At 63.5% G+C, this 17,474-nt stretch carries 17 protein-coding genes; 13 read left to right on the top strand and 4 right to left on the bottom strand.

All coding sequences use genetic code 11. The features are described from left to right. The first annotated feature begins 468 nt into the window (after nucleotides 1–468). Together FQ746_RS24080 and FQ746_RS24075 are read left to right on the top strand one after the other, a co-directional pair. The gene (locus tag FQ746_RS24080) at nucleotides 469–885 is read left to right on the top strand and encodes a ribonuclease (protein ID WP_144112124.1); all 417 of its coding nucleotides are present in this window, start codon (nucleotides 469–471) and stop codon (nucleotides 883–885) included. Between the two features lie 16 nt (nucleotides 886–901). Beyond that, on the top strand, nucleotides 902–1,462 hold the full coding sequence (locus tag FQ746_RS24075) for a barstar family protein (protein ID WP_144112123.1): 561 nt from the start codon (nucleotides 902–904) through the stop codon (nucleotides 1,460–1,462). An 82-nt stretch (nucleotides 1,463–1,544) separates the two neighbouring features. Here the strand turns inward: FQ746_RS24075 and FQ746_RS24070 are convergent, their stop codons facing one another. The 3 genes from FQ746_RS24070 to speE form a co-directional block, all read right to left on the bottom strand. Next, complete coding sequence (locus FQ746_RS24070; protein ID WP_144112122.1) at nucleotides 1,545–2,285, bottom strand: 16S rRNA (uracil(1498)-N(3))-methyltransferase; 741 nt, start codon at nucleotides 2,283–2,285, stop codon at nucleotides 1,545–1,547. A gap of 19 nt (nucleotides 2,286–2,304) precedes the next feature. Continuing rightward, the gene (locus tag FQ746_RS24065) at nucleotides 2,305–2,718 is read right to left on the bottom strand and encodes a VOC family protein (protein ID WP_144112121.1); all 414 of its coding nucleotides are present in this window, start codon (nucleotides 2,716–2,718) and stop codon (nucleotides 2,305–2,307) included. 114 nt (nucleotides 2,719–2,832) lie between these two features. After that, nucleotides 2,833–3,714, bottom strand: a complete 882-nt coding sequence (gene speE, locus FQ746_RS24060) for a polyamine aminopropyltransferase (RefSeq protein ID WP_409932420.1) — start codon at nucleotides 3,712–3,714, stop codon at nucleotides 2,833–2,835. Nucleotides 3,715–3,992: 278 nt separating this feature from the next. On the opposite strand from speE, the gene tkt reads away from it, so the two are divergent. Both tkt and gap read left to right on the top strand, forming a co-directional pair. After that, nucleotides 3,993–6,014 carry a transketolase gene (tkt, locus tag FQ746_RS24055; RefSeq protein WP_144112119.1) on the top strand — a complete coding sequence of 674 codons (2,022 nt, stop codon included), beginning with the start codon at nucleotides 3,993–3,995 and terminating at the stop codon, nucleotides 6,012–6,014. A gap of 102 nt (nucleotides 6,015–6,116) precedes the next feature. Further along, nucleotides 6,117–7,127, top strand: a complete 1,011-nt coding sequence (gap, locus tag FQ746_RS24050) for a type I glyceraldehyde-3-phosphate dehydrogenase (protein ID WP_144112118.1) — start codon at nucleotides 6,117–6,119, stop codon at nucleotides 7,125–7,127. A 183-nt stretch (nucleotides 7,128–7,310) separates the two neighbouring features. On the opposite strand, the gene fur is transcribed toward gap, so the two are convergent. After that, the gene (gene fur, locus FQ746_RS24045) at nucleotides 7,311–7,739 is read right to left on the bottom strand and encodes a ferric iron uptake transcriptional regulator (RefSeq protein ID WP_144112117.1); all 429 of its coding nucleotides are present in this window, start codon (nucleotides 7,737–7,739) and stop codon (nucleotides 7,311–7,313) included. A 157-nt stretch (nucleotides 7,740–7,896) separates the two neighbouring features. Between fur and bamE the strand changes: the two genes are divergently transcribed. The 9 genes from bamE (at nucleotide 7,897) to FQ746_RS24000 (ending at nucleotide 17,422) form a co-directional block, all read left to right on the top strand. Further along, on the top strand, nucleotides 7,897–8,784 hold the full coding sequence (gene bamE, locus FQ746_RS24040; RefSeq protein ID WP_144112116.1) for an outer membrane protein assembly factor BamE: 888 nt from the start codon (nucleotides 7,897–7,899) through the stop codon (nucleotides 8,782–8,784). A gap of 184 nt (nucleotides 8,785–8,968) precedes the next feature. After that, nucleotides 8,969–9,766: a 4-hydroxy-tetrahydrodipicolinate reductase gene (gene dapB, locus FQ746_RS24035; RefSeq protein WP_144112115.1), complete on the top strand. Its 798-nt coding sequence runs from the start codon at nucleotides 8,969–8,971 to the stop codon at nucleotides 9,764–9,766. Nucleotides 9,767–9,833: 67 nt separating this feature from the next. After that, complete coding sequence (locus tag FQ746_RS24030; protein ID WP_144112114.1) at nucleotides 9,834–10,550, top strand: MotA/TolQ/ExbB proton channel family protein; 717 nt, start codon at nucleotides 9,834–9,836, stop codon at nucleotides 10,548–10,550. A gap of 28 nt (nucleotides 10,551–10,578) precedes the next feature. Continuing rightward, nucleotides 10,579–11,019 (top strand): ExbD/TolR family protein, encoded by a 441-nt coding sequence (locus FQ746_RS24025; protein WP_144112113.1) that lies wholly within the window; start codon nucleotides 10,579–10,581, stop codon nucleotides 11,017–11,019. Between the two features lie 199 nt (nucleotides 11,020–11,218). Continuing rightward, complete coding sequence (gene leuS, locus FQ746_RS24020; protein WP_144112112.1) at nucleotides 11,219–13,810, top strand: leucine--tRNA ligase; 2,592 nt, start codon at nucleotides 11,219–11,221, stop codon at nucleotides 13,808–13,810. Between the two features lie 43 nt (nucleotides 13,811–13,853). Continuing rightward, nucleotides 13,854–14,405: an LPS assembly lipoprotein LptE gene (gene lptE / locus FQ746_RS24015; RefSeq protein WP_144112111.1), complete on the top strand. Its 552-nt coding sequence runs from the start codon at nucleotides 13,854–13,856 to the stop codon at nucleotides 14,403–14,405. Between the two features lie 13 nt (nucleotides 14,406–14,418). Continuing rightward, nucleotides 14,419–15,546 carry a DNA polymerase III subunit delta gene (gene holA, locus FQ746_RS24010; protein WP_144112110.1) on the top strand — a complete coding sequence of 376 codons (1,128 nt, stop codon included), beginning with the start codon at nucleotides 14,419–14,421 and terminating at the stop codon, nucleotides 15,544–15,546. A gap of 141 nt (nucleotides 15,547–15,687) precedes the next feature. Then, nucleotides 15,688–16,959 carry a glutamate-5-semialdehyde dehydrogenase gene (locus FQ746_RS24005; protein ID WP_144112273.1) on the top strand — a complete coding sequence of 424 codons (1,272 nt, stop codon included), beginning with the start codon at nucleotides 15,688–15,690 and terminating at the stop codon, nucleotides 16,957–16,959. A gap of 46 nt (nucleotides 16,960–17,005) precedes the next feature. Further along, on the top strand, nucleotides 17,006–17,422 hold the full coding sequence (locus FQ746_RS24000) for a CopD family protein (RefSeq protein WP_144112109.1): 417 nt from the start codon (nucleotides 17,006–17,008) through the stop codon (nucleotides 17,420–17,422). Nucleotides 17,423–17,474 lie beyond the last annotated feature (52 nt).

Here is a 17,474-nt window from a genome sequence, read left to right as displayed (position 1 = left end):
CTGCCCGCTGAACGGGTTTGGTGCCCGCGAAAAAAAGGCGTGCCCGCAACGGGCACGCCAGAGGGTGAGCCGGGGAACAGCCACCCAAAACGGCAACCGGCACGAGTTGCCGCCGGGACATCACCTGCCTTCGGGCATCTTCAGGATCTGGACTTTCGTTGCATCGGTAGCGACGAAGCGAAGCGGCCTCATGGCCAATCGCCTGTTTGCTTGCTTGTTTCGGATCTGGTCTTTTTCGTGGTCTCCTACGCACTTCCCCCGACCGCGTTCCCGCGACTTCGGGACAAAGTTTAGCTTGGTCGAGCTAAATATTCTGTCAAAAGTCGTCAAAGCCGCAGCCATGGGCCTTTCCCACGCGATTGGCCTATCCGGCCGTCCGCCGAGCGTTGATTCCGGGGGCCATTAGCGATACCCTTACGACTTTCATGGTCGTCAAACTCGTGATCTGACAGCGGGGAACCCTGATAAATGGCACGCAAGTGGCTGCGCATCAAAGGCGTGCTAATCAGTACCGCGGCATGTTGCGTAGTGTCCAGCACCGTGCCGGCTGCATTTGCCCGCACTGCCACGGCGCCCGCCGAGATGGGCGCAGAGACGCAGGGCACCGTTGCGTTGGCGCGATTACCACGCGAAGCCGTCGGTACATTGAACTTGATTGCCGCTGGCGGGCCTTACCCGTATGAAAAGGACGGCATCGTATTCGGCAATCGTGAACGCTTGCTGCCGGGCCATCGGCGCGGCTATTACCACGAATACACCGTTCCCACGCCTCGCTCACGTAATCGCGGGGCGCGTCGCATCGTCTGCGGAGGTCCGCTCCAGCGAACCGATAACTGTTACTACTCGGACGACCACTACACCAGTTTCAATCGTATTGTTGAATGACATCGGGATGAACGGCATGAGCGACAACGTCTACGCGCACGACTCCGGAGTCGCGAGGGATCTTTTCGCGGCCGGCGACGGCAATTTGTTCCAACGCGTCATGCAGATGCGTGCCGGCGATCAGGGCCGGGATAACCAGAGCGAAGCGAGCACTGTGCTTTCATCGAACGAGGAGTCCATGAGCCTTTTCAAGACCGTGCGACCGAACATCGTACAGTCGATCCGCGCGTTTCGCGTGCAGGATCTCGCCGACGAGGCCCAGCAACTCGGCCAGCATTTTCTCTACGCGTATTGCGCGAATGCGCAGTCGAAACAGGAAGTGCTCGAGACCATCGCGACATCGTTTCTGTTTCCCAAACACTTCGGCAAGAACTACGATGCGCTCTACGATTGCTTGACCGAGCTGGTTCATAAAGCCGGCACGCAACCGGGTTTCGTGATCGTGCTCGAGCAATTGCCGGTCGCTCAGAAATTCGACAAGGAAGGGCGCGAAACGCTGCTGGACGTATTCCGCGAGGCGGCCGAATTCTGGGCCGAGCGCAAGGTGGCGTTCAGGGTGTTTTATTCGTTTGCCTGATCAGGCTACGTAAGTCAGCAAAAAACAAGGCCCGCCGAATGGCGGGCCTTTTCATTAGCGAGTTTGGATTCGCCAGGACCGCTTACCATCCACCCCAACGCGCCGCTAAAGCAGACAGCACTGCGATGCCGGCCGTCTCGGTGCGCAATACGCGCGGTCCGAGACCGACAGCGGTAAATCCATGATCGGTAGCGGCCGCTTCTTCGGCCGCCGAAAAACCGCCTTCCGGGCCGACCAGCACAGTCACCCGACCTTGCGGCGGCGTGACCGGCAGCGCGGCAAAGCTGATGCTGGCGCGCGGCGACAGGAGAATCCGCAATTCGTTTTCTTCCGGCTTGCGCGGCAACGCGCCGAGCCACGTGGCGATTTCCCGCACTGGCATGACGTCCGGCAGCCGGTTGCGCCCGCATTGTTCGCACGACGCCCGCACGATGCCCTGCCAATGCACGTGCCGGCGTTGCGCCCGTTCACCGGAGAGCCGCACGACGCTGCGCGTGGTCGTCAGCGGAACGAAGCACGATGCGCCCAGTTCGACCGCTTTCTCGATGAGCCAGTCCATCTTGTCGCCGCCGGCAATGCCTTGCGCGAGCGTGAGGTGGTACGGCGGTTCGACTTCGATAGCGCGGAACTCGCGGAGTTTGACCGACGCCGAGCGGCGCTCGACTTCGACGAGTTCGGCGCTGTACTCGCCGCCTTCGCCGTTGAACAGGACGATCGAGTCCCCGGGCTGCAGGCGCAGCACGAGGATGTGGCGGGTGACGTCATCGGGAAGCTGCAAGATGTCGTCGGGTTGAAGCGGCTTGCCGACGAAGAAGCGGGGCATCAGAAAAATACTCATTGGGTCAGGAAAGGTGGCGAGCGAGCGCCCAGCGATAGCCGTCCGGATCTTCGACCTGGGCGAAGCGATCGCCCCAGAACTGATCCTGTGGCTCGCTCAGCGATTTCGCGCCGGCGGTGAGCGCCCGGGCGTAAACCGCGTCGACATCGTCGACATAGACATAGAACGATTGCGGCGCAATCAGGCCCGCGCTTTTGGGGGTTTTGGCCTCGGAGCCGAACGCGCCTTCCGGCGCGAACATCACGATCAACTGGCCCTGGTAGGTCATCTCGACATGCATGACGACGCCGTCGTCCTGAACGCTGTCGCGCACCTCGAAGCCGAACGCGGCACGGAAGAACGCAGTCGCGGCGCTGGCATCGCGGACCGTCAGATAAGGGGTCAACCAGGGCACACCGGCGGGGCGGGAGGCGGTCATGGAGTTCTCCGGATCGATGGGGTTGGCGGGACGCATGCTGCAAGACCCGGTCGACATCCGCTTATCGACATTCCGATAGCGGGCGTTGACCGAACCGTGCATTCTGCCCACGCATTAGCTCGAAGGCTTTAAGAATTGACTTAGTTTACCGTGCACCGCCCGCGAAACCGAGAACAGCGCGGCGTGCTGGGCGGCGTCATAGTGCTGCAGCGAATCGATGCCGCGCTCGGCGAGCCGGGCGGCAAGCGTGTCGGGTGCGAGGGCGGCGGGGTCGGCCGCGAGTGAGTCGCTGGCGAGCGCCATCAACCAGAGGGAGCCGTATAGCGGAATGTACGTGTTCATGGTTCGCACGACGCGAAAGCTGGCGCGCAGGTCGTTCAACAAGCGTGCGACCCGCTCCGCGTGAAAATACGGCGAGCCGAGATGCAGTGAAACAAGCGCGTTCGGGCTCATGACCTGTTTGAGACGAGTGTAAAAATCCGCCGTGTACAAGCTGGCGGCGGGAGAGTCGGGCGGCGTCAGGTCGAAAACGACGAGGTCGAATTTGTCCGGCACATGCGCTTTCGCTACGTATTCCGCCGCATCGCCGATCGCCACTTCCACTCGCGGATCGTCGAACGCGCCGCCGTGCACCTCCGGCAAATACTCGCGCGTCAAGCGCACCACCTCGGCATCGAGTTCCGCGACCACGATGCGCGCAATACCGCGATGGGCGAGCAATTGCCGGGCCGCGCCGCCGTCGCCGCCGCCGAGCACCAGCGCGGCACGCGGCGCGGGGTGCGTCAGCGCGGCCGGATGCACCATGCACTCGTGGTAGATAAATTCGTCGCCGGTCGCGGTCATCGGACGGCCGTCGAGCGTGAAGAGTCGGCCCAGTTGCATCGTCTCCCACACCTCGATGCGCTGCCACGGCGACTGGACGCTCGCCAGCCGCCGCGCCCCGGGAAATCCATAGACGGCGTCGGGGCTCGGATGGAACAACAGGTCAACGCTCACGGCAGACGACTCCATGTGAACAGCGTGTCGTTTCAGGGTTGGGTAATTGTAAAGGCCGCCGTTGGGCGCAGCGCGTGGGCGTGGCGGAGCGCACATCCGCGCGCCTTTCGGGGCGGGCGTCCGGCTGCCTTCTGTTAGAATGGCGAGCTTTCAGCCTTGTCCGATTGCTCTGCCCGTTTCGCGTCTAGCGGCGCCGCACCGTGCGCCGAGGCGGATTGGCTGCCGAGCTTCCGGGCTGCAAGCGCGTACCGCTTTCTGACTCTGTCTCCGGACTCGACATGACGACTTCGTCTCCCGCACCCACCTCTTTAATGGCCAACGCAATTCGCGCGTTGTCCATGGACGCCGTTCAAAAAGCGAATTCCGGCCACCCCGGCATGCCGATGGGCATGGCCGAAATCGGCACGGCGCTGTGGTCGCGCCATCTGCGTCACAACCCGAAGAACCCGCTGTGGGCCGACCGCGACCGCTTCGTGCTGTCCAACGGTCACGGCTCGATGCTGCTGTACTCGCTGCTGCATCTGACCGGCTACGATCTGCCGATCGACGAGCTGAAAAACTTCCGCCAGATGCATTCGAAGACGCCGGGTCACCCCGAATACGGCATCACGCCGGGCGTCGAGACCACCACCGGCCCGCTCGGCCAGGGTCTGGCCAACGCGGTCGGCATGGCACTCGCCGAATCGCTGCTTGCGACCGAATTCAACAAGCCCGACGCATCGATCGTCGACCATCACACGTATGTCTTCGTCGGCGACGGCTGCCTGATGGAAGGCATCTCGCACGAAGCCTGCTCGCTCGCCGGCGTGCTGAAGCTGAACAAGCTGATCGCGTTTTACGACGACAACGGCATCTCGATCGACGGCGACGTGGTGCACTGGTTCCACGACGACACCCCGAAGCGTTTCGAAGCGTACGGCTGGAATGTCATCCCGAACGTGGTCGGCCACGACGTCGACGCAGTCGACGCCGCCATCAAGCAAGCCAAGCTGTCGGACAAGCCCACGCTGATCTGCTGCAAGACGGTGATCGGCGAAGGTGCGCCGACCAAGGCCGGCAGCCACGATTCGCACGGCGCGCCGCTCGGCGACAAGGAAATCGCGGGTACCCGCGAAGCGATCGGCTGGAAGTGGGAGCCCTTCGTGATTCCGCAGGAAGTCTACGCAGCGTGGGACGCCAAGGAAGCCGGCGCCCGCAATGAAGCGGATTGGGACAAGGCGTTCGCCGCTTATCAGGCCAAATACCCGCAGGAAGCGGCCGAGTTCACCCGTCGCATGGCCAAGCAACTGCCGGCCGACTGGGCCGAACAGGCCAAGGCGATCATCGCCGGCGCGAACGAACGCGCGGAAACCATCGCCACGCGCAAGGCGTCGCAACAAGCCATCGAAGGGCTGTCGGCCGTGCTGCCGGAACTGCTGGGCGGTTCCGCCGACCTGACCGGCTCGAACCTGACCAACTGGAAAGCCGCCAAGCCGGTGCGCGTAAATGCCGAAGGCAAAGCCGCCGGCAACTACGTCAACTACGGCGTGCGCGAATTCGGCATGAGCGCCGCGATCAACGGCGTGGCGCTGCATGGCGGTTTCAAGGCGTTCGGCGGCACGTTCCTGACGTTCTCCGACTACAGCCGCAACGCGCTGCGCGTCGCCGCGCTGATGAAAGCGCCGTCGATCTTCGTGTTCACGCACGACTCGATCGGTCTGGGCGAGGACGGCCCGACGCACCAGTCGATCGAACACGTTGCGAGCCTGCGCCTGATTCCGCATCTGCAAGTCTGGCGTCCGGCCGACACCGTCGAAACCGCGGTGGCCTGGACCCATGCGGTCGAACATCACGGCCCGTCGTGCCTGATCTTCAGCCGTCAGAACCTGCTGTTCTCGGAGCGCACCGACGCGCAGATCGCCAATATCGAGAAGGGCGGTTACGTGCTGCGCGACTGGAACGACGAGATTCCCGCCCGCAAGATCATCCTGATCGCCACCGGTTCGGAAGTCGAACTGGCGTTGAACGCGGTCGAGCCGCTCGCGCGCGAAGGCATCGCGGCACGCGTCGTGTCGATGCCGTCCACGACGGTGTTCGACGCGCAGGACGCCGAGTACCGCGAGCGCGTGCTGCCGCATGGCGTGCGCCGCGTCGCGATCGAAGCGGGTGTGACGGATTTCTGGCGCAAGTACGTGGGTCTGGAAGGCGGCGTGGTCGGGATCGACACGTTCGGCGAATCGGCCCCGGCGGGCGTGCTGTTCAAGCATTTCGGCTTCACCGTCGAACACGTAGTAGAGACGGCCAAAGCCGCACTGGGCTGATTCCGGTGCGCATTGCCGCTGCCGCCCTCGGGCGAACGCACGGCAACGCCGCCCGGTCAGACCGACATGGACGATTTTTTTTCAGCCATCAGGAGATAGACCATGACGATTCGCGTCGCAATCAACGGCTACGGCCGGATCGGCCGCAATACCCTGCGCGCCTTCTATGAAAACGGCAAGAAGCACGATATCGAAATCGTCGCCATCAACGACCTTGGCGATGCCAAAACCAACGCTCACCTGACGCAATACGACACCGCGCACGGCAAGTTCCCGGGCGAAGTGTCGGTGGACGGTGACTACCTGGTCGTGAACGGCGACAAGATTCGTGTGCTGGCGAACCGCAACCCGGCCGAACTGCCGTGGGGCGAACTGAATGTCGACGTCGTGCTGGAATGCACGGGCTTTTTCACCACCAAGGAAAAGGCCAGCGCGCACATCAAGGGCGGCGCGAAGAAGGTGATCATCTCGGCACCGGGCGGCAAGGACGTCGACGCGACCATCGTCTACGGTGTGAACCACCATGTGCTGAAGGCATCGGACACGGTCATCTCGAACGCGTCCTGCACGACCAACTGCCTGGCACCGCTCGTCAAGCCGCTGAACGACAAGATCGGCCTGGTGAACGGTCTGATGACCACGATCCACGCGTACACGAACGATCAGGTGCTGACGGACGTGTATCACGAAGACCTGCGCCGCGCGCGTTCGGCGACGCATAGCCAGATCCCGACCAAGACCGGCGCTGCGTCGGCGGTCGGCCTGGTGCTGCCGGAACTGAACGGCAAGCTCGACGGTTACGCGATTCGCGTGCCGACGATCAACGTGTCGGTGGTCGATCTGTCGTTCATCGCCGCACGCGACACGACCGTCGACGAAGTCAACGCGATCATGAAGGAAGCGTCCGAAGGCTCGTTGAAGGGCATTCTGGGCTACAACGAAGCGCCGCTGGTATCGATCGACTTCAACCACAACCCGGCTTCGTCGACGTTCGATGCGACGCTGACCAAGGTGTCGGGCCGTCTGGTGAAGGTGTCGAGCTGGTACGACAACGAGTGGGGCTTCTCGAACCGCATGCTGGATACGGCTGTGGCGCTGGCTAACGCAAAATAAGTGGCGAAGTAAGCCGCGAAGTAAGCGCAGCTGTAGAAAAAAACCGCTCTCCGGAGCGGTTTTTTTTCGTTCCCGAATCTTTCGCGAAGCGGTGCGGCGAACGCAAAAAACCCCGGCGAGTCACCTCGACCGGGGTCTTTTCATATCGATCGAGCCGCGCCCCCCGACGCGGCCCGGCCCGCATCAATGCTTGCGATGCGGGCAGTTCTCTTTGGTACACATGCCGTACAGCGCCAGCGCATGTTCCTGCAGCTTGAAGCCGCGTTCTTTCGCGATGGACTGTTGACGGTTCTCGATTTCGGAGTCGAAAAACTCTTCGACCAGCCCGCAATCGAGGCATACGAGGTGGTCGTGGTGCGACCCCTCGTTCAATTCGAACACCGCTTTGCCGGACTCGAAGTTGCTGCGAGACAGCAGGCCGGCCTGCTCGAACTGCGTCAGCACCCGGTACACCGTGGCGAGACCGATATCGAGTTCTTCGTGCAACAGATTGCGGTACACATCTTCGGCGGTCAGGTGACGCACCGGGCTGTGCTGGAAAATTTCAAGGATTTTGAGGCGCGGCAGGGTCGCCTTGAGCCCGATATTCTTGAGATCGGTTGGATTGGTCATGGCAAGGGATCCCTAGAGTACAATGCTGGGCTCTCATAGTAATGTGTTTTTGCTGTTCTGGTCATCTTCGATGAATGAAACTCGCGCGGCTCGTCAGTGGGCCCGCACGGTGAGTGAAATGATTTCAAAATCTCAATGGATTTACCGGGGGAGCCGCATGCGGGGTACCTTGATCGCTGTTGCGACTGTCGCGGTTCTTGCCGGATGTTCCACGTACGACAGCCTCACGCAGCGCATTGCCCAGAGCATTACGCCGTATCGCATCACGGTCGTGCAAGGCAATTTCGTTTCGAAGGAAGCGGCATCGCAAATGCAGGTCGGCATGTCTCGCGCCCAGGTGCGCCAGCTGCTCGGCACGCCGCTTCTCACCGACATGTTCCACGCCGATCGCTGGGACTATGTGTTCTATTTCAAGCGCGGCTCGACCAACGTCGTTCAGCAGCGCGACTTCGTGGTGATGTTCGCGGGTGACAACGTCGCCAGCTGGACGGGCGGCGACGATCTGCCGTCCAACCTCGAATTGCTGGCCGAGATCGACGGCGACAAGCGCGGCAAGAAATCCGCCGCCGCACCGGTTGCTGCGAGCGGTGCCAATGCTGCGGCCGCCGCCACCGGCGCAAGCACGTCGTCGGCCGCTGCGTCCACCGCGCCGCTCGACACGACCCGTTCGCCGTCCGTCGATGGCGCTGCTGCCGCCGGTACGCCGTCTACCGACGCTAACGCGGAAGCCGCGCAAGCTGCGAATCGCGCGACCAATGCCGTGCCGGCGCCGTCGCGCACCGCGCAGCCTTCGGTGCGCTCCGGTGCGCCGACCGCCAATGGCGGCGGTATTCCGTCGCAAGGTCCGACGGCCGCCGGTCAGCCGCAGTTCCAGTTCCATCGTCCGCCGCCGCCGCAAACGCCGGGCGCGACCGACAACCCGGTCGGCCCGACGGGTGGGGCAAACGGAACCATCGGCACTTCGAGCGGAGCAAGTGGAGCAAGCGGTCCGACGTACAACGCGCCGCTCACCGCACCGCCCACGACGTCGGGAACGAGCCAGTAATCCTGTTGTCCCTGTCTTAACCAGTGCTTAGGACGTTAAGACGGGCGACCTGATCCGAGCGATCGGTCGCCCGTCGGCATCTCCGGTTTTTCAGTCTTGCGCGGCGCTGCAGTGTGCTGTCCGCCGCCGCTTTATCCACTTTGACCCGCGTTTGCCGGGTGTTGCCTTCCGAACCCTCGTCATCATGAAAATTGCCATTGCTGGCGCATCGGGCCGTATGGGCCGCATGCTCATCGAAACCGTTCTCAACGACGCCGACGCCACGTTGTCCGGCGCGCTCGACCGTGCGGGTTCGCCGCAACTGGGTCAGGACGCCGGCGCGTTTCTCGGCAAACAGACGGGCGTCGCGCTGACGGACGACATCGAGCGCGTTTTCGCCGAGTCCGATTACCTGATCGACTTCACGCGCCCCGAAGGCACGCTGGTGCATCTGGAAGCGGCGCAGCGTCACAACGTGAAGATGGTGATCGGCACTACAGGTTTCGATAACGAACAAAAAGCGCAACTGCGCGCCGCATCCGACAAGATCGCCATCATGTTCGCGTCGAACATGAGCGTGGGCGTGAACGTCACGCTGAAGCTGCTCGAATACGCGGCGAAGCATTTCGCGACCGGCTACGACATCGAGATCATCGAAGCGCATCATCGTCACAAGGTCGACGCGCCCTCGGGCACCGCGCTGACCATGGGCGAAGTGATCGCCGGTGCGCTCGGCCGCAATCTCGACGACTGTGCGGTCTATAGCCGCGAAGGCGTGACCGGCGAACGCGATCCGTCGACCATCGGTTTTTCGGCGATTCGCGGCGGCGATATCGTCGGCGATCATACGGTGCTGTTCGCGGGTCTCGGGGAGCGCATCGAGATCACGCACAAATCGTCGAGCCGTCTGTCGTATGCGCAGGGCTCGCTGCGCGCGGTGCGTTTCCTCGAAAACCATGCCACCGGTTTCTTCGACATGCAGGACGTGCTCGGTCTGCGCTAATGCATCCCCTGTAGGCATTCCCCGTAGGCATTCCCCGCCTGAATTCACTTTCTCGAAGCGAGGTCAGATGGCAGGCAGCAGCGGCATCATCCATTACCTGCAAACCAGCGACGCCATCACGCATGGCGTCGCTTACGTGCTGCTGGCCATGTCGATTGCGAGCTGGTGCTTTCTGATCGTCAAAAGCTGGATGTTGACGCGCGCCAGACGGCAGGCGCCGCGTGCGATCGGTCAGTTCTGGCAGGCGCAGACACTGTCCGAAGGCGTCGCCGCGCTCCGGCGCGCGGACCGCGAGCGCGTCTTTACGCCGCTTGCCGAAGCCGCGCTGCATGCCGCCGAGGTCGACATTCCAGGTGCGCTGCTCGCACGCGTCGAGCGCGGCGAGCGGGTGTTGCGGGCGTTGCGGCAAGCACTCAACGCATCGCAGCGGCGCCTGGAGTTCGGTCAGGTGCTGCTGGCGTCGGTAGCGAGCACGGCGCCTTTCGTCGGTTTGCTCGGCACGGTGTGGGGCATTTATCACGCGCTCGGCAGCATTGCGGCAAGCGGCCAGGCGCAGATCGAAAACGTCGCCGGGCCGGTTGGCGAAGCGTTGATCATGACGGCCTTCGGCCTCGTGGTCGCGATTCCGGCGGTGCTCGCTTATAACGTGCTGGGGCGCATGGTGCGGCAGTTGTCGGAAGAACTCGACGGCTTCGCGCACGATCTGCACGCTTATGTCTGCGCGCCGGCGGACTCGCCGAAGGCGCCGCTGCCCGCGCAGTCTTCCCCAATGCGCACGCACTGAGCGCGGCGCCCGGCCAGAAGGAGGCGACATGGCATTCGGTGGACTCGACAAGAAGCAGACGGCCGCGCCGCTGGCCGAGATCAACATGACGCCGTTGATCGACGTGATGCTGGTGCTGCTGGTGATTTTCATCATCACCGCGCCGCTGTTCTCGCACGCCATCCGGCTCGATCTGCCGAAGGTCGCGGCCGCGCCCGCGCGGCAGACGCCGCAAACCATCGCGCTGTCCATCGACGCCGCCGGCAAGCTGTATTGGAACGGTCAGTCCATCACGCTCGAACAGATGCGCACGCGGTTCACCCAGGCCGGTAAAGCCGCGGATCAGCCCGACATCCAGCTACGCGCGGAGCGTTCGACCCGTTACGAAGTGATCGCCCAGGTGATGGGCGCGGCGCAGCAGGCGGGGCTCGAGCACATCGGTTTCGTGACCGATCCGCCGCCGCCGGCCACGAATTCGCCGAAGCCGTAGCCGCGTCCGCGCCGCTTTCGCCAGGCTCGACCAGACTGCGTGTTCGGCCTCACCGCCAGCCTTACCAACCCACGCGGCGCACCCGTCCGCGAACGGTATAATCAGCCCTTTCCCCGCCGCCGGGGAAACACGCCATTTCATCCAGCAGAGCACCAAGCGGCCGGTGCGAAAGCACCGAACCCAGCGACTCCATCACATCATGCAAGAAAAATACGTTCCCTCCGAGGTCGAAGCCGCCGCGCAAGGGCAATGGCGCGCCATCGACGCGTACAAGACCACGGAAACCTCCGACAAGCCCAAGTACTACTGCGTCTCGATGCTGCCGTACCCGTCGGGCAAGCTGCACATGGGGCACGTGCGCAACTACACGATCAACGACGTGATGTACCGCTACCTGCGGATGAACGGCTACAACGTGCTGATGCCAATGGGTTGGGACGCGTTCGGCATGCCGGCGGAAAACGCCGCGATGGCCAACAACGTGCCGCCGGCGAAGTGGACCTACGACAACATCGCGTACATGAAGAAGCAGATGCAGTCGATGGGCCTCGCCATCGACTGGTCGCGCGAAGTCGCCACCTGCAACCCCGACTACTACAAGTGGAACCAGTGGCTGTTCCTGAAGATGCTCGAGAAGGGCATCGCGTACAAGAAAACCGGCACGGTGAACTGGGACCCGATCGACCAGACCGTGCTCGCGAACGAACAGGTGATCGACGGGCGCGGCTGGCGCTCGGGTGCGCTGGTCGAGAAGCGCGAAATCCCGATGTACTACATGCGTATCACGCAATACGCTGACGAACTGCTGAACGACCTCGAAGGTCTCGGCTGGCCCGAGCGCGTGAAGGTCATGCAGCAGAACTGGATCGGCAAGAGCTTCGGCGTGAACTTCGGGTTCCCGTATGAAATCGACGGCGAACAGAAACTGCTGCGCGTGTTTACCACGCGCGCCGACACGGTCATGGGCGTGACGTTCTGCGCGGTCGCCGCCGAGCATCCGCTCGCCACGCGTCTCGCGCAAGGCAAGCCGGAACTGCAGGCGTTCATCGAAGAATGCAAGCGTGGCGGCGTCGCGGAAGCCGATGTCGCGACCATGGAAAAGAAGGGCATGGGCACGGGCTTCTACGTCACGCATCCGCTGACGCAGGAACAGGTCGAAGTGTGGATCGGCAACTACGTGCTGATGAGCTACGGCGAAGGCGCGGTGATGGGCGTGCCGGCGCACGACGAACGCGACTTCGCGTTCGCGCTGAAATACGACCTGCCGATCAAGCAGGTCGTCGCGCTCGATGGCAACACGTACTCGACCGACGCGTGGGCCGAATGGTACGGCGACAAGACCGGCACGCTGATCAACAGCGGCAAGTACGACGGCCTCACTTACGAGAAAGCGGTCGACCAGATTGCCGCGGACCTGAAAGAACTCGGTCTCGGCGACAAGCAGATTACGTGGCGTCTGCGCGACTGGGGCGTGTCGCGCCAGCGTTACTGGGGCACGCCGATTCCGATCATCCACTGCCCGACCTGCGGCGACGTGCCGGTGCCGGAAAAAGACCTGCCGGTGGTGCTGCCGGAAGACCTCGTGCCGGACGGCTCGGGCAACCCGCTCGCAAAGTCCGAAGCGTTCGTGAACTGCACCTGCCCGACCTGCGGCGGCGCGGCCAAACGCGAAACCGACACGATGGACACCTTCGTCGATTCGTCGTGGTACTTCTACCGCTACGCGTCGCCGAACGCGGCGACCATGGTCGACGAGCGCACCGATTACTGGGCGCCGATGGACCAGTACATCGGCGGCATCGAGCACGCGATTCTTCACCTGCTGTACTCGCGCTTCTGGGCCAAGGTCATGCGCGATCTGGGCCTGATCAAGTTCGGCGAGCCGGCGAAGAACCTGCTCACGCAGGGCATGGTGCTCAACGAAACGTATTTCCGCGAAAGCGATGCCGGCAAGAAGACCTGGTACAACCCGGCAGACGTCACCGTGTCGTTCGACGACAAGGGCCGCCCGGTCGGCGCGGTGCTGAATTCGGACGGCCAGCCGGTGGTGCTCGGCGGCGTCGAGAAAATGTCGAAGTCGAAGAACAACGGCGTCGATCCGCAATTGCTGATCGACCAGCACGGCGCGGACACCGCGCGTCTGTTCGTGATGTTCGCAGCGCCCCCCGAGCAGCAGCTCGAATGGTCCGGTTCGGGCGTGGAAGGCGCGAGCCGCTTCCTGCGCCGCGTGTGGAACTTCGGCCAGGCGAACCAGGCGGCGCTGCGCGCCGGCGGCAAGTTCGACGCCGCGCAGCTTGGCGAGACCGACAAGGCACTGCGCCGCGAAATCTACACGGTGCTCAAACAGGCCGACTTCGACTATCAGCGTCTGCAGTACAACACGGTGGTGTCGGCGGCCATGAAAATGCTCAACGCGCTCGACAGCGCGAAAGGCGCGAACCCCGGCGTGCTGCGCGAAACCTATAGCGTGATGCTGCGCGTGCTGTACCCGGTCGTCCCTCATCAAACGTTCCAGTTGTGGCAGGAACTCGGTTACGCCGACGAATTCGGCTCGCTGCTCGACGCTGCGTGGCCTAAGGTCGACGACAAGGCGCTCGAGCAGGCCGAGATCGAACTCGTGCTGCAGGTGAACGGCAAGGTGCGCGGCGCGTTGACGGTCGCGAAGGACGCATCGCGCGAGTCGATCGAACAGCTCGCTGCCGCGCATGAAATGGTTGCGAAATTCAGCGAAGGCCGCGCGCCGAAGAAGATCGTCGTGGTGCCGGGCCGTCTCGTGAACGTGGTTGTGTGATCGAACGCCGTCCGCCGCTATCTACTGCGAACCAGGAGCCAATGTGACTCGCAGATCGTTTATGACGCTGGCTTGCAGCGTGTTGATGTTGTCCGCCTGCGGCTTCCAGCTGCGCGGGCAGCAGGACTATGCCTTCAAACGCCTGTACCTCGCGGGTGGCTCCGCGCCGGCGAATGCGCGGCTCACGCGCATGGTGCAGGGCGGTAGCGACACGGTCATCGTGACGTCGCCGGCGAACGCCGACGCTACGCTGACCATCGCCGAAGCGCGCACCATCAACACGCTGACGCTGAACAGCCTGGGCGTGGTCGAGGAGTATCAGATGAACCTCTCGATGAACTACACGCTGACCGGCAAGGACGGCACTGTGCTGATTCCGCAGAGCGTGATCGCACTGAACCGCGCGATGACGTATAGCGACCAGTACTCGCAGGCGAAGTCGGCCGAGTCCGACATCCTGTTCGCGGATATGGAAAGCGATGCCATCGACCAGTTGACGCGGCGCCTGTCCGTCGTGAAGTCGCTGCATCCGGCGCCGGGTCAGGAAGTGCCCGCGCTCGCGCCGCGCGCGCCGTTGCCGCCGCCGCCGCTGTGACCGGCCGGTAGCCATGCAACTGCGTCTGGACGCGCTCGAAGCGCATCTCGCCAAAGGACTCGCCGGTCTCTACGTCGTGTACGGCGACGAGCATCTGCTGGCGCAGGAAGCGACCGACCGCATCCGCGCGAGCGCGCGGGCGGCCGGCTTCACCGATCGGTCGGTGTTCACGGTCGAGCGCGGTTTCGACTGGAGTTCGCTGCTGGGCGCGAGCCAGTCGATGTCGCTGTTCGGCGACCGTCAACTCGTGGAGTTGCGCATTCCGTCGGGCAAGCCCGGCAAGGAAGGCGCCGATACGCTGAAGGCGCTCGCCGCCGCGGTCAACGACGACGTGCTGACCATGATCACGCTGCCCCGACTCGATGCAGCCACGCAGAAGTCGGCGTGGTTTTCGGCGTTATCCGATGCGGGTGTCGCGCTGAAAATCGATCCGGTCGAGCGCGCGCAGTTGCCGAATTGGGTCGGGCAACGGCTCGCCGCGCAAGGTCAGCGAGTCGCGGCGGGTGAAGAAGGCCGACGTGCGCTCGCGTTTATCGCCGAGCGGGTGGAAGGCAATCTGCTGGCCGCGCATCAGGAAATCCAGAAGCTCGGCTTGTTGTATCCGAGCGGCGCGTTGAGCTTCGAACAGGTTCAGGACGCCGTGCTCAACGTCGCCCGTTACGACGTGTTCAAGCTGAACGAAGCGATGCTCGCGGGCGATGTCGGCCGGCTGTCGCGCATGCTCGACGGGCTGCGTGGCGAAGGCGAGGCCGCCGTGCTGGTGCTGTGGGCGGTGGTCGAGGAAGTGCGCACGCTGTTGCGGATCAAACGCGGTGTCGCGGCGGGCAAGGCGCTGGCCATGCTGGTGCGCGAGAACCGAGTGTGGGGCCCGCGCGAACGGTTGATCGGGCCGGCGCTGTCGCGCGTGACCGAGGCTTCGCTGGAGAAGGCGCTGGCTCTCGCCGCGCGGCTGGATCGGCAGGTGAAGGGCTTGTCGGGCGGCACGCCGGGCAATCATCGGAACGATCCGCCGCCCGATCCTTGGGACGGCCTGTTCGAACTGGCGATGACGGTGGCTTCGCCAGGCAAGGGCGGCTCGGTGCCACCGCCGCCGTCGCGACCTCGTAGCGCTGCCGCTGCGGTCCGTCCGACGCCGCGCTAATCCCACCGAGGGTTGCGGCGAGCACGCCGCGAGCAGAAGCGCCGCCTCCCGACTTACAATCGCTGATCGTTCGTCCGATCGCTTTCTCATTCTGTTAGCCCGCTGCATGGCATCGTGCGCGGCATCACGAGACTCACCATGATGGATATCGACCAGTACATGACCGACCTCGGTCGCCGCGCCCGGCACGCTTCGCGTGCGATGGCGCGCGCGTCGACGGCGGTGAAGAACGCCGCGCTCGACGCGGTCGCGCAGGCGATCGAACGCGACGCCGCGCTGCTGAAAGAAGCCAATGCGCGCGACCTCGCCCGCGCCCGCGACAAAGGTCACGACGCGGCTTTCATCGACCGTTTGACGCTGTCGGACAAAGCGCTGCGGACGATGGTGGAAGGCTTGCGGCAAGTCGCCGGACTGGCGGACCCGATCGGTGAGATCAGCAACATGAAGTATCGGCCGAGCGGCATTCAGGTCGGGCAGATGCGGGTGCCGCTGGGCGTGATCGGCATCATCTACGAATCGCGGCCTAACGTGACTATCGACGCGGCTGCGCTGTGTCTGAAGTCGGGCAATGCGACGATTTTGCGCGGCGGTTCGGAAGCGCTCGAGTGCAATACGGCGCTGGCGAAGCTGATCGGCGAAGGGCTGGAAGCCGCCGGTTTGCCGCAGGATGCGGTGCAGGTGGTGGCGACGGCGGATCGCGCGGCGGTGGGCAAGCTGATCACCATGACCGAGTATGTCGACGTGATCGTGCCGCGCGGCGGCAAGAGCCTGATCGAGCGGCTGATGAAGGAAGCGCGCGTGCCGATGATCAAGCATCTCGACGGTATCTGCCACGTGTACGTCGACGATCGTGCCGATATCGCGAAGGCGCTGACGGTTTGCGACAACGCCAAGACGCATCGCTACGGTACTTGCAACACGATGGAGACGTTGCTGGTCGCGCGCGGGATTGCGGCCGACGTGCTGCCGCCGCTGGGCAAGTTGTATCGCGCGAAAGAAGTCGAATTGCGGGTGGATGCGGCGGCGCGCGCGGTGTTGTCGGAAGCGGGCGTCGGGCCGCTGGTCGATGCGACCGAAGAAGACTGGCGCACCGAATATCTCGCGCCGGTGCTGGCGATCAAGGTGGTCGACGACCTCGACGCGGCGATGGATCACATTAGCGAGTACAGCTCGAAACATACCGATGCCATCGTCACCGAAGACCACGATCGCGCGATGCGCTTCTTGCGCGAAGTCGATTCGGCGAGCGTGATGGTGAATGCTTCGACGCGTTTTGCCGATGGTTTCGAATTCGGTTTGGGCGCGGAAATCGGCATCTCGAACGACAAGCTGCACGCACGCGGCCCCGTTGGCCTGGATGGGCTGACGTCGCTGAAATACATCGTTCTGGGACATGGGGAAGGGCGGCAATAAGCCGCTGTTGCGCCTTTCCTGTCAACAAGTCGTTCGGGGATTTTCGATGCTTTGGGTCAAAACGTTTCACATCGTGCTGGTTAGTTCGTGGTTCGCCGGTCTGTTCTATCTGCCGCGAATTTTCGTGAACCTCGCGATGGAAACCGAACCCGCCGCGACCGCGCGTCTGCTCACCATGGCGCGCAAGCTGTTTCGATTCATGACCTTTATCGCGGTGCCCGCGCTGGCTTGCGGGCTGTGGTTGTGGCTCGCCGTGGGGATCGGGCAAGGTCAGGGCTGGATTCACGCGAAGGTCGGCGTCGTCGTGCTGCTGCTCGTTTATCACGCGTATTGCGGGGTGCTGCTGCGGACGTTCGAGCGCGGCGAGAATCGGCGGAGCGACAAGTGGTACCGGATGTTCAACGAACTGCCTGTGTTGGGTATGTTGGCGGCGGTGGCGTTGGTGGTGATCAAGCCGTTCTGATTGCGTCCGGATCGTTGCAAAAGGGTGGGTTGCCGGGAGTCGGCTACCTACC

This window comes from Paraburkholderia sp. BCC1886 (assembly GCF_900996245.1).
Lineage (GTDB): Bacteria > Pseudomonadota > Gammaproteobacteria > Burkholderiales > Burkholderiaceae > Paraburkholderia.
The sequence above is the reverse complement of the archived record's forward strand: the minus strand, read 5'-3'. Positions and strand labels throughout refer to the sequence as shown.

Excerpts from the sequence above, each read along its gene's own strand:
- leuS (WP_144112112.1), top strand. The coding sequence starts at position 11,219 with ATGCAAGAAAAATACGTTCCCTCCGAGGTCGAAGCCGCCGCGCAAGGG.
- tkt (WP_144112119.1), top strand. The coding sequence starts at position 3,993 with ATGACGACTTCGTCTCCCGCACCCACCTCTTTAATGGCCAACGCAATT.
- FQ746_RS24080 (WP_144112124.1), top strand. The coding sequence starts at position 469 with ATGGCACGCAAGTGGCTGCGCATCAAAGGCGTGCTAATCAGTACCGCG.
- FQ746_RS24065 (WP_144112121.1), bottom strand. The coding sequence starts at position 2,718 with ATGACCGCCTCCCGCCCCGCCGGTGTGCCCTGGTTGACCCCTTATCTG.
- gap (WP_144112118.1), top strand. The coding sequence starts at position 6,117 with ATGACGATTCGCGTCGCAATCAACGGCTACGGCCGGATCGGCCGCAAT.
- bamE (WP_144112116.1), top strand. The coding sequence starts at position 7,897 with ATGCGGGGTACCTTGATCGCTGTTGCGACTGTCGCGGTTCTTGCCGGA.
- holA (WP_144112110.1), top strand. The coding sequence starts at position 14,419 with ATGCAACTGCGTCTGGACGCGCTCGAAGCGCATCTCGCCAAAGGACTC.
- FQ746_RS24030 (WP_144112114.1), top strand. The coding sequence starts at position 9,834 with ATGGCAGGCAGCAGCGGCATCATCCATTACCTGCAAACCAGCGACGCC.
- FQ746_RS24070 (WP_144112122.1), bottom strand. The coding sequence starts at position 2,285 with ATGCCCCGCTTCTTCGTCGGCAAGCCGCTTCAACCCGACGACATCTTG.
- FQ746_RS24075 (WP_144112123.1), top strand. The coding sequence starts at position 902 with ATGAGCGACAACGTCTACGCGCACGACTCCGGAGTCGCGAGGGATCTT.
- FQ746_RS24000 (WP_144112109.1), top strand. The coding sequence starts at position 17,006 with ATGCTTTGGGTCAAAACGTTTCACATCGTGCTGGTTAGTTCGTGGTTC.
- FQ746_RS24025 (WP_144112113.1), top strand. The coding sequence starts at position 10,579 with ATGGCATTCGGTGGACTCGACAAGAAGCAGACGGCCGCGCCGCTGGCC.
- FQ746_RS24005 (WP_144112273.1), top strand. The coding sequence starts at position 15,688 with ATGGATATCGACCAGTACATGACCGACCTCGGTCGCCGCGCCCGGCAC.
- fur (WP_144112117.1), bottom strand. The coding sequence starts at position 7,739 with ATGACCAATCCAACCGATCTCAAGAATATCGGGCTCAAGGCGACCCTG.
- dapB (WP_144112115.1), top strand. The coding sequence starts at position 8,969 with ATGAAAATTGCCATTGCTGGCGCATCGGGCCGTATGGGCCGCATGCTC.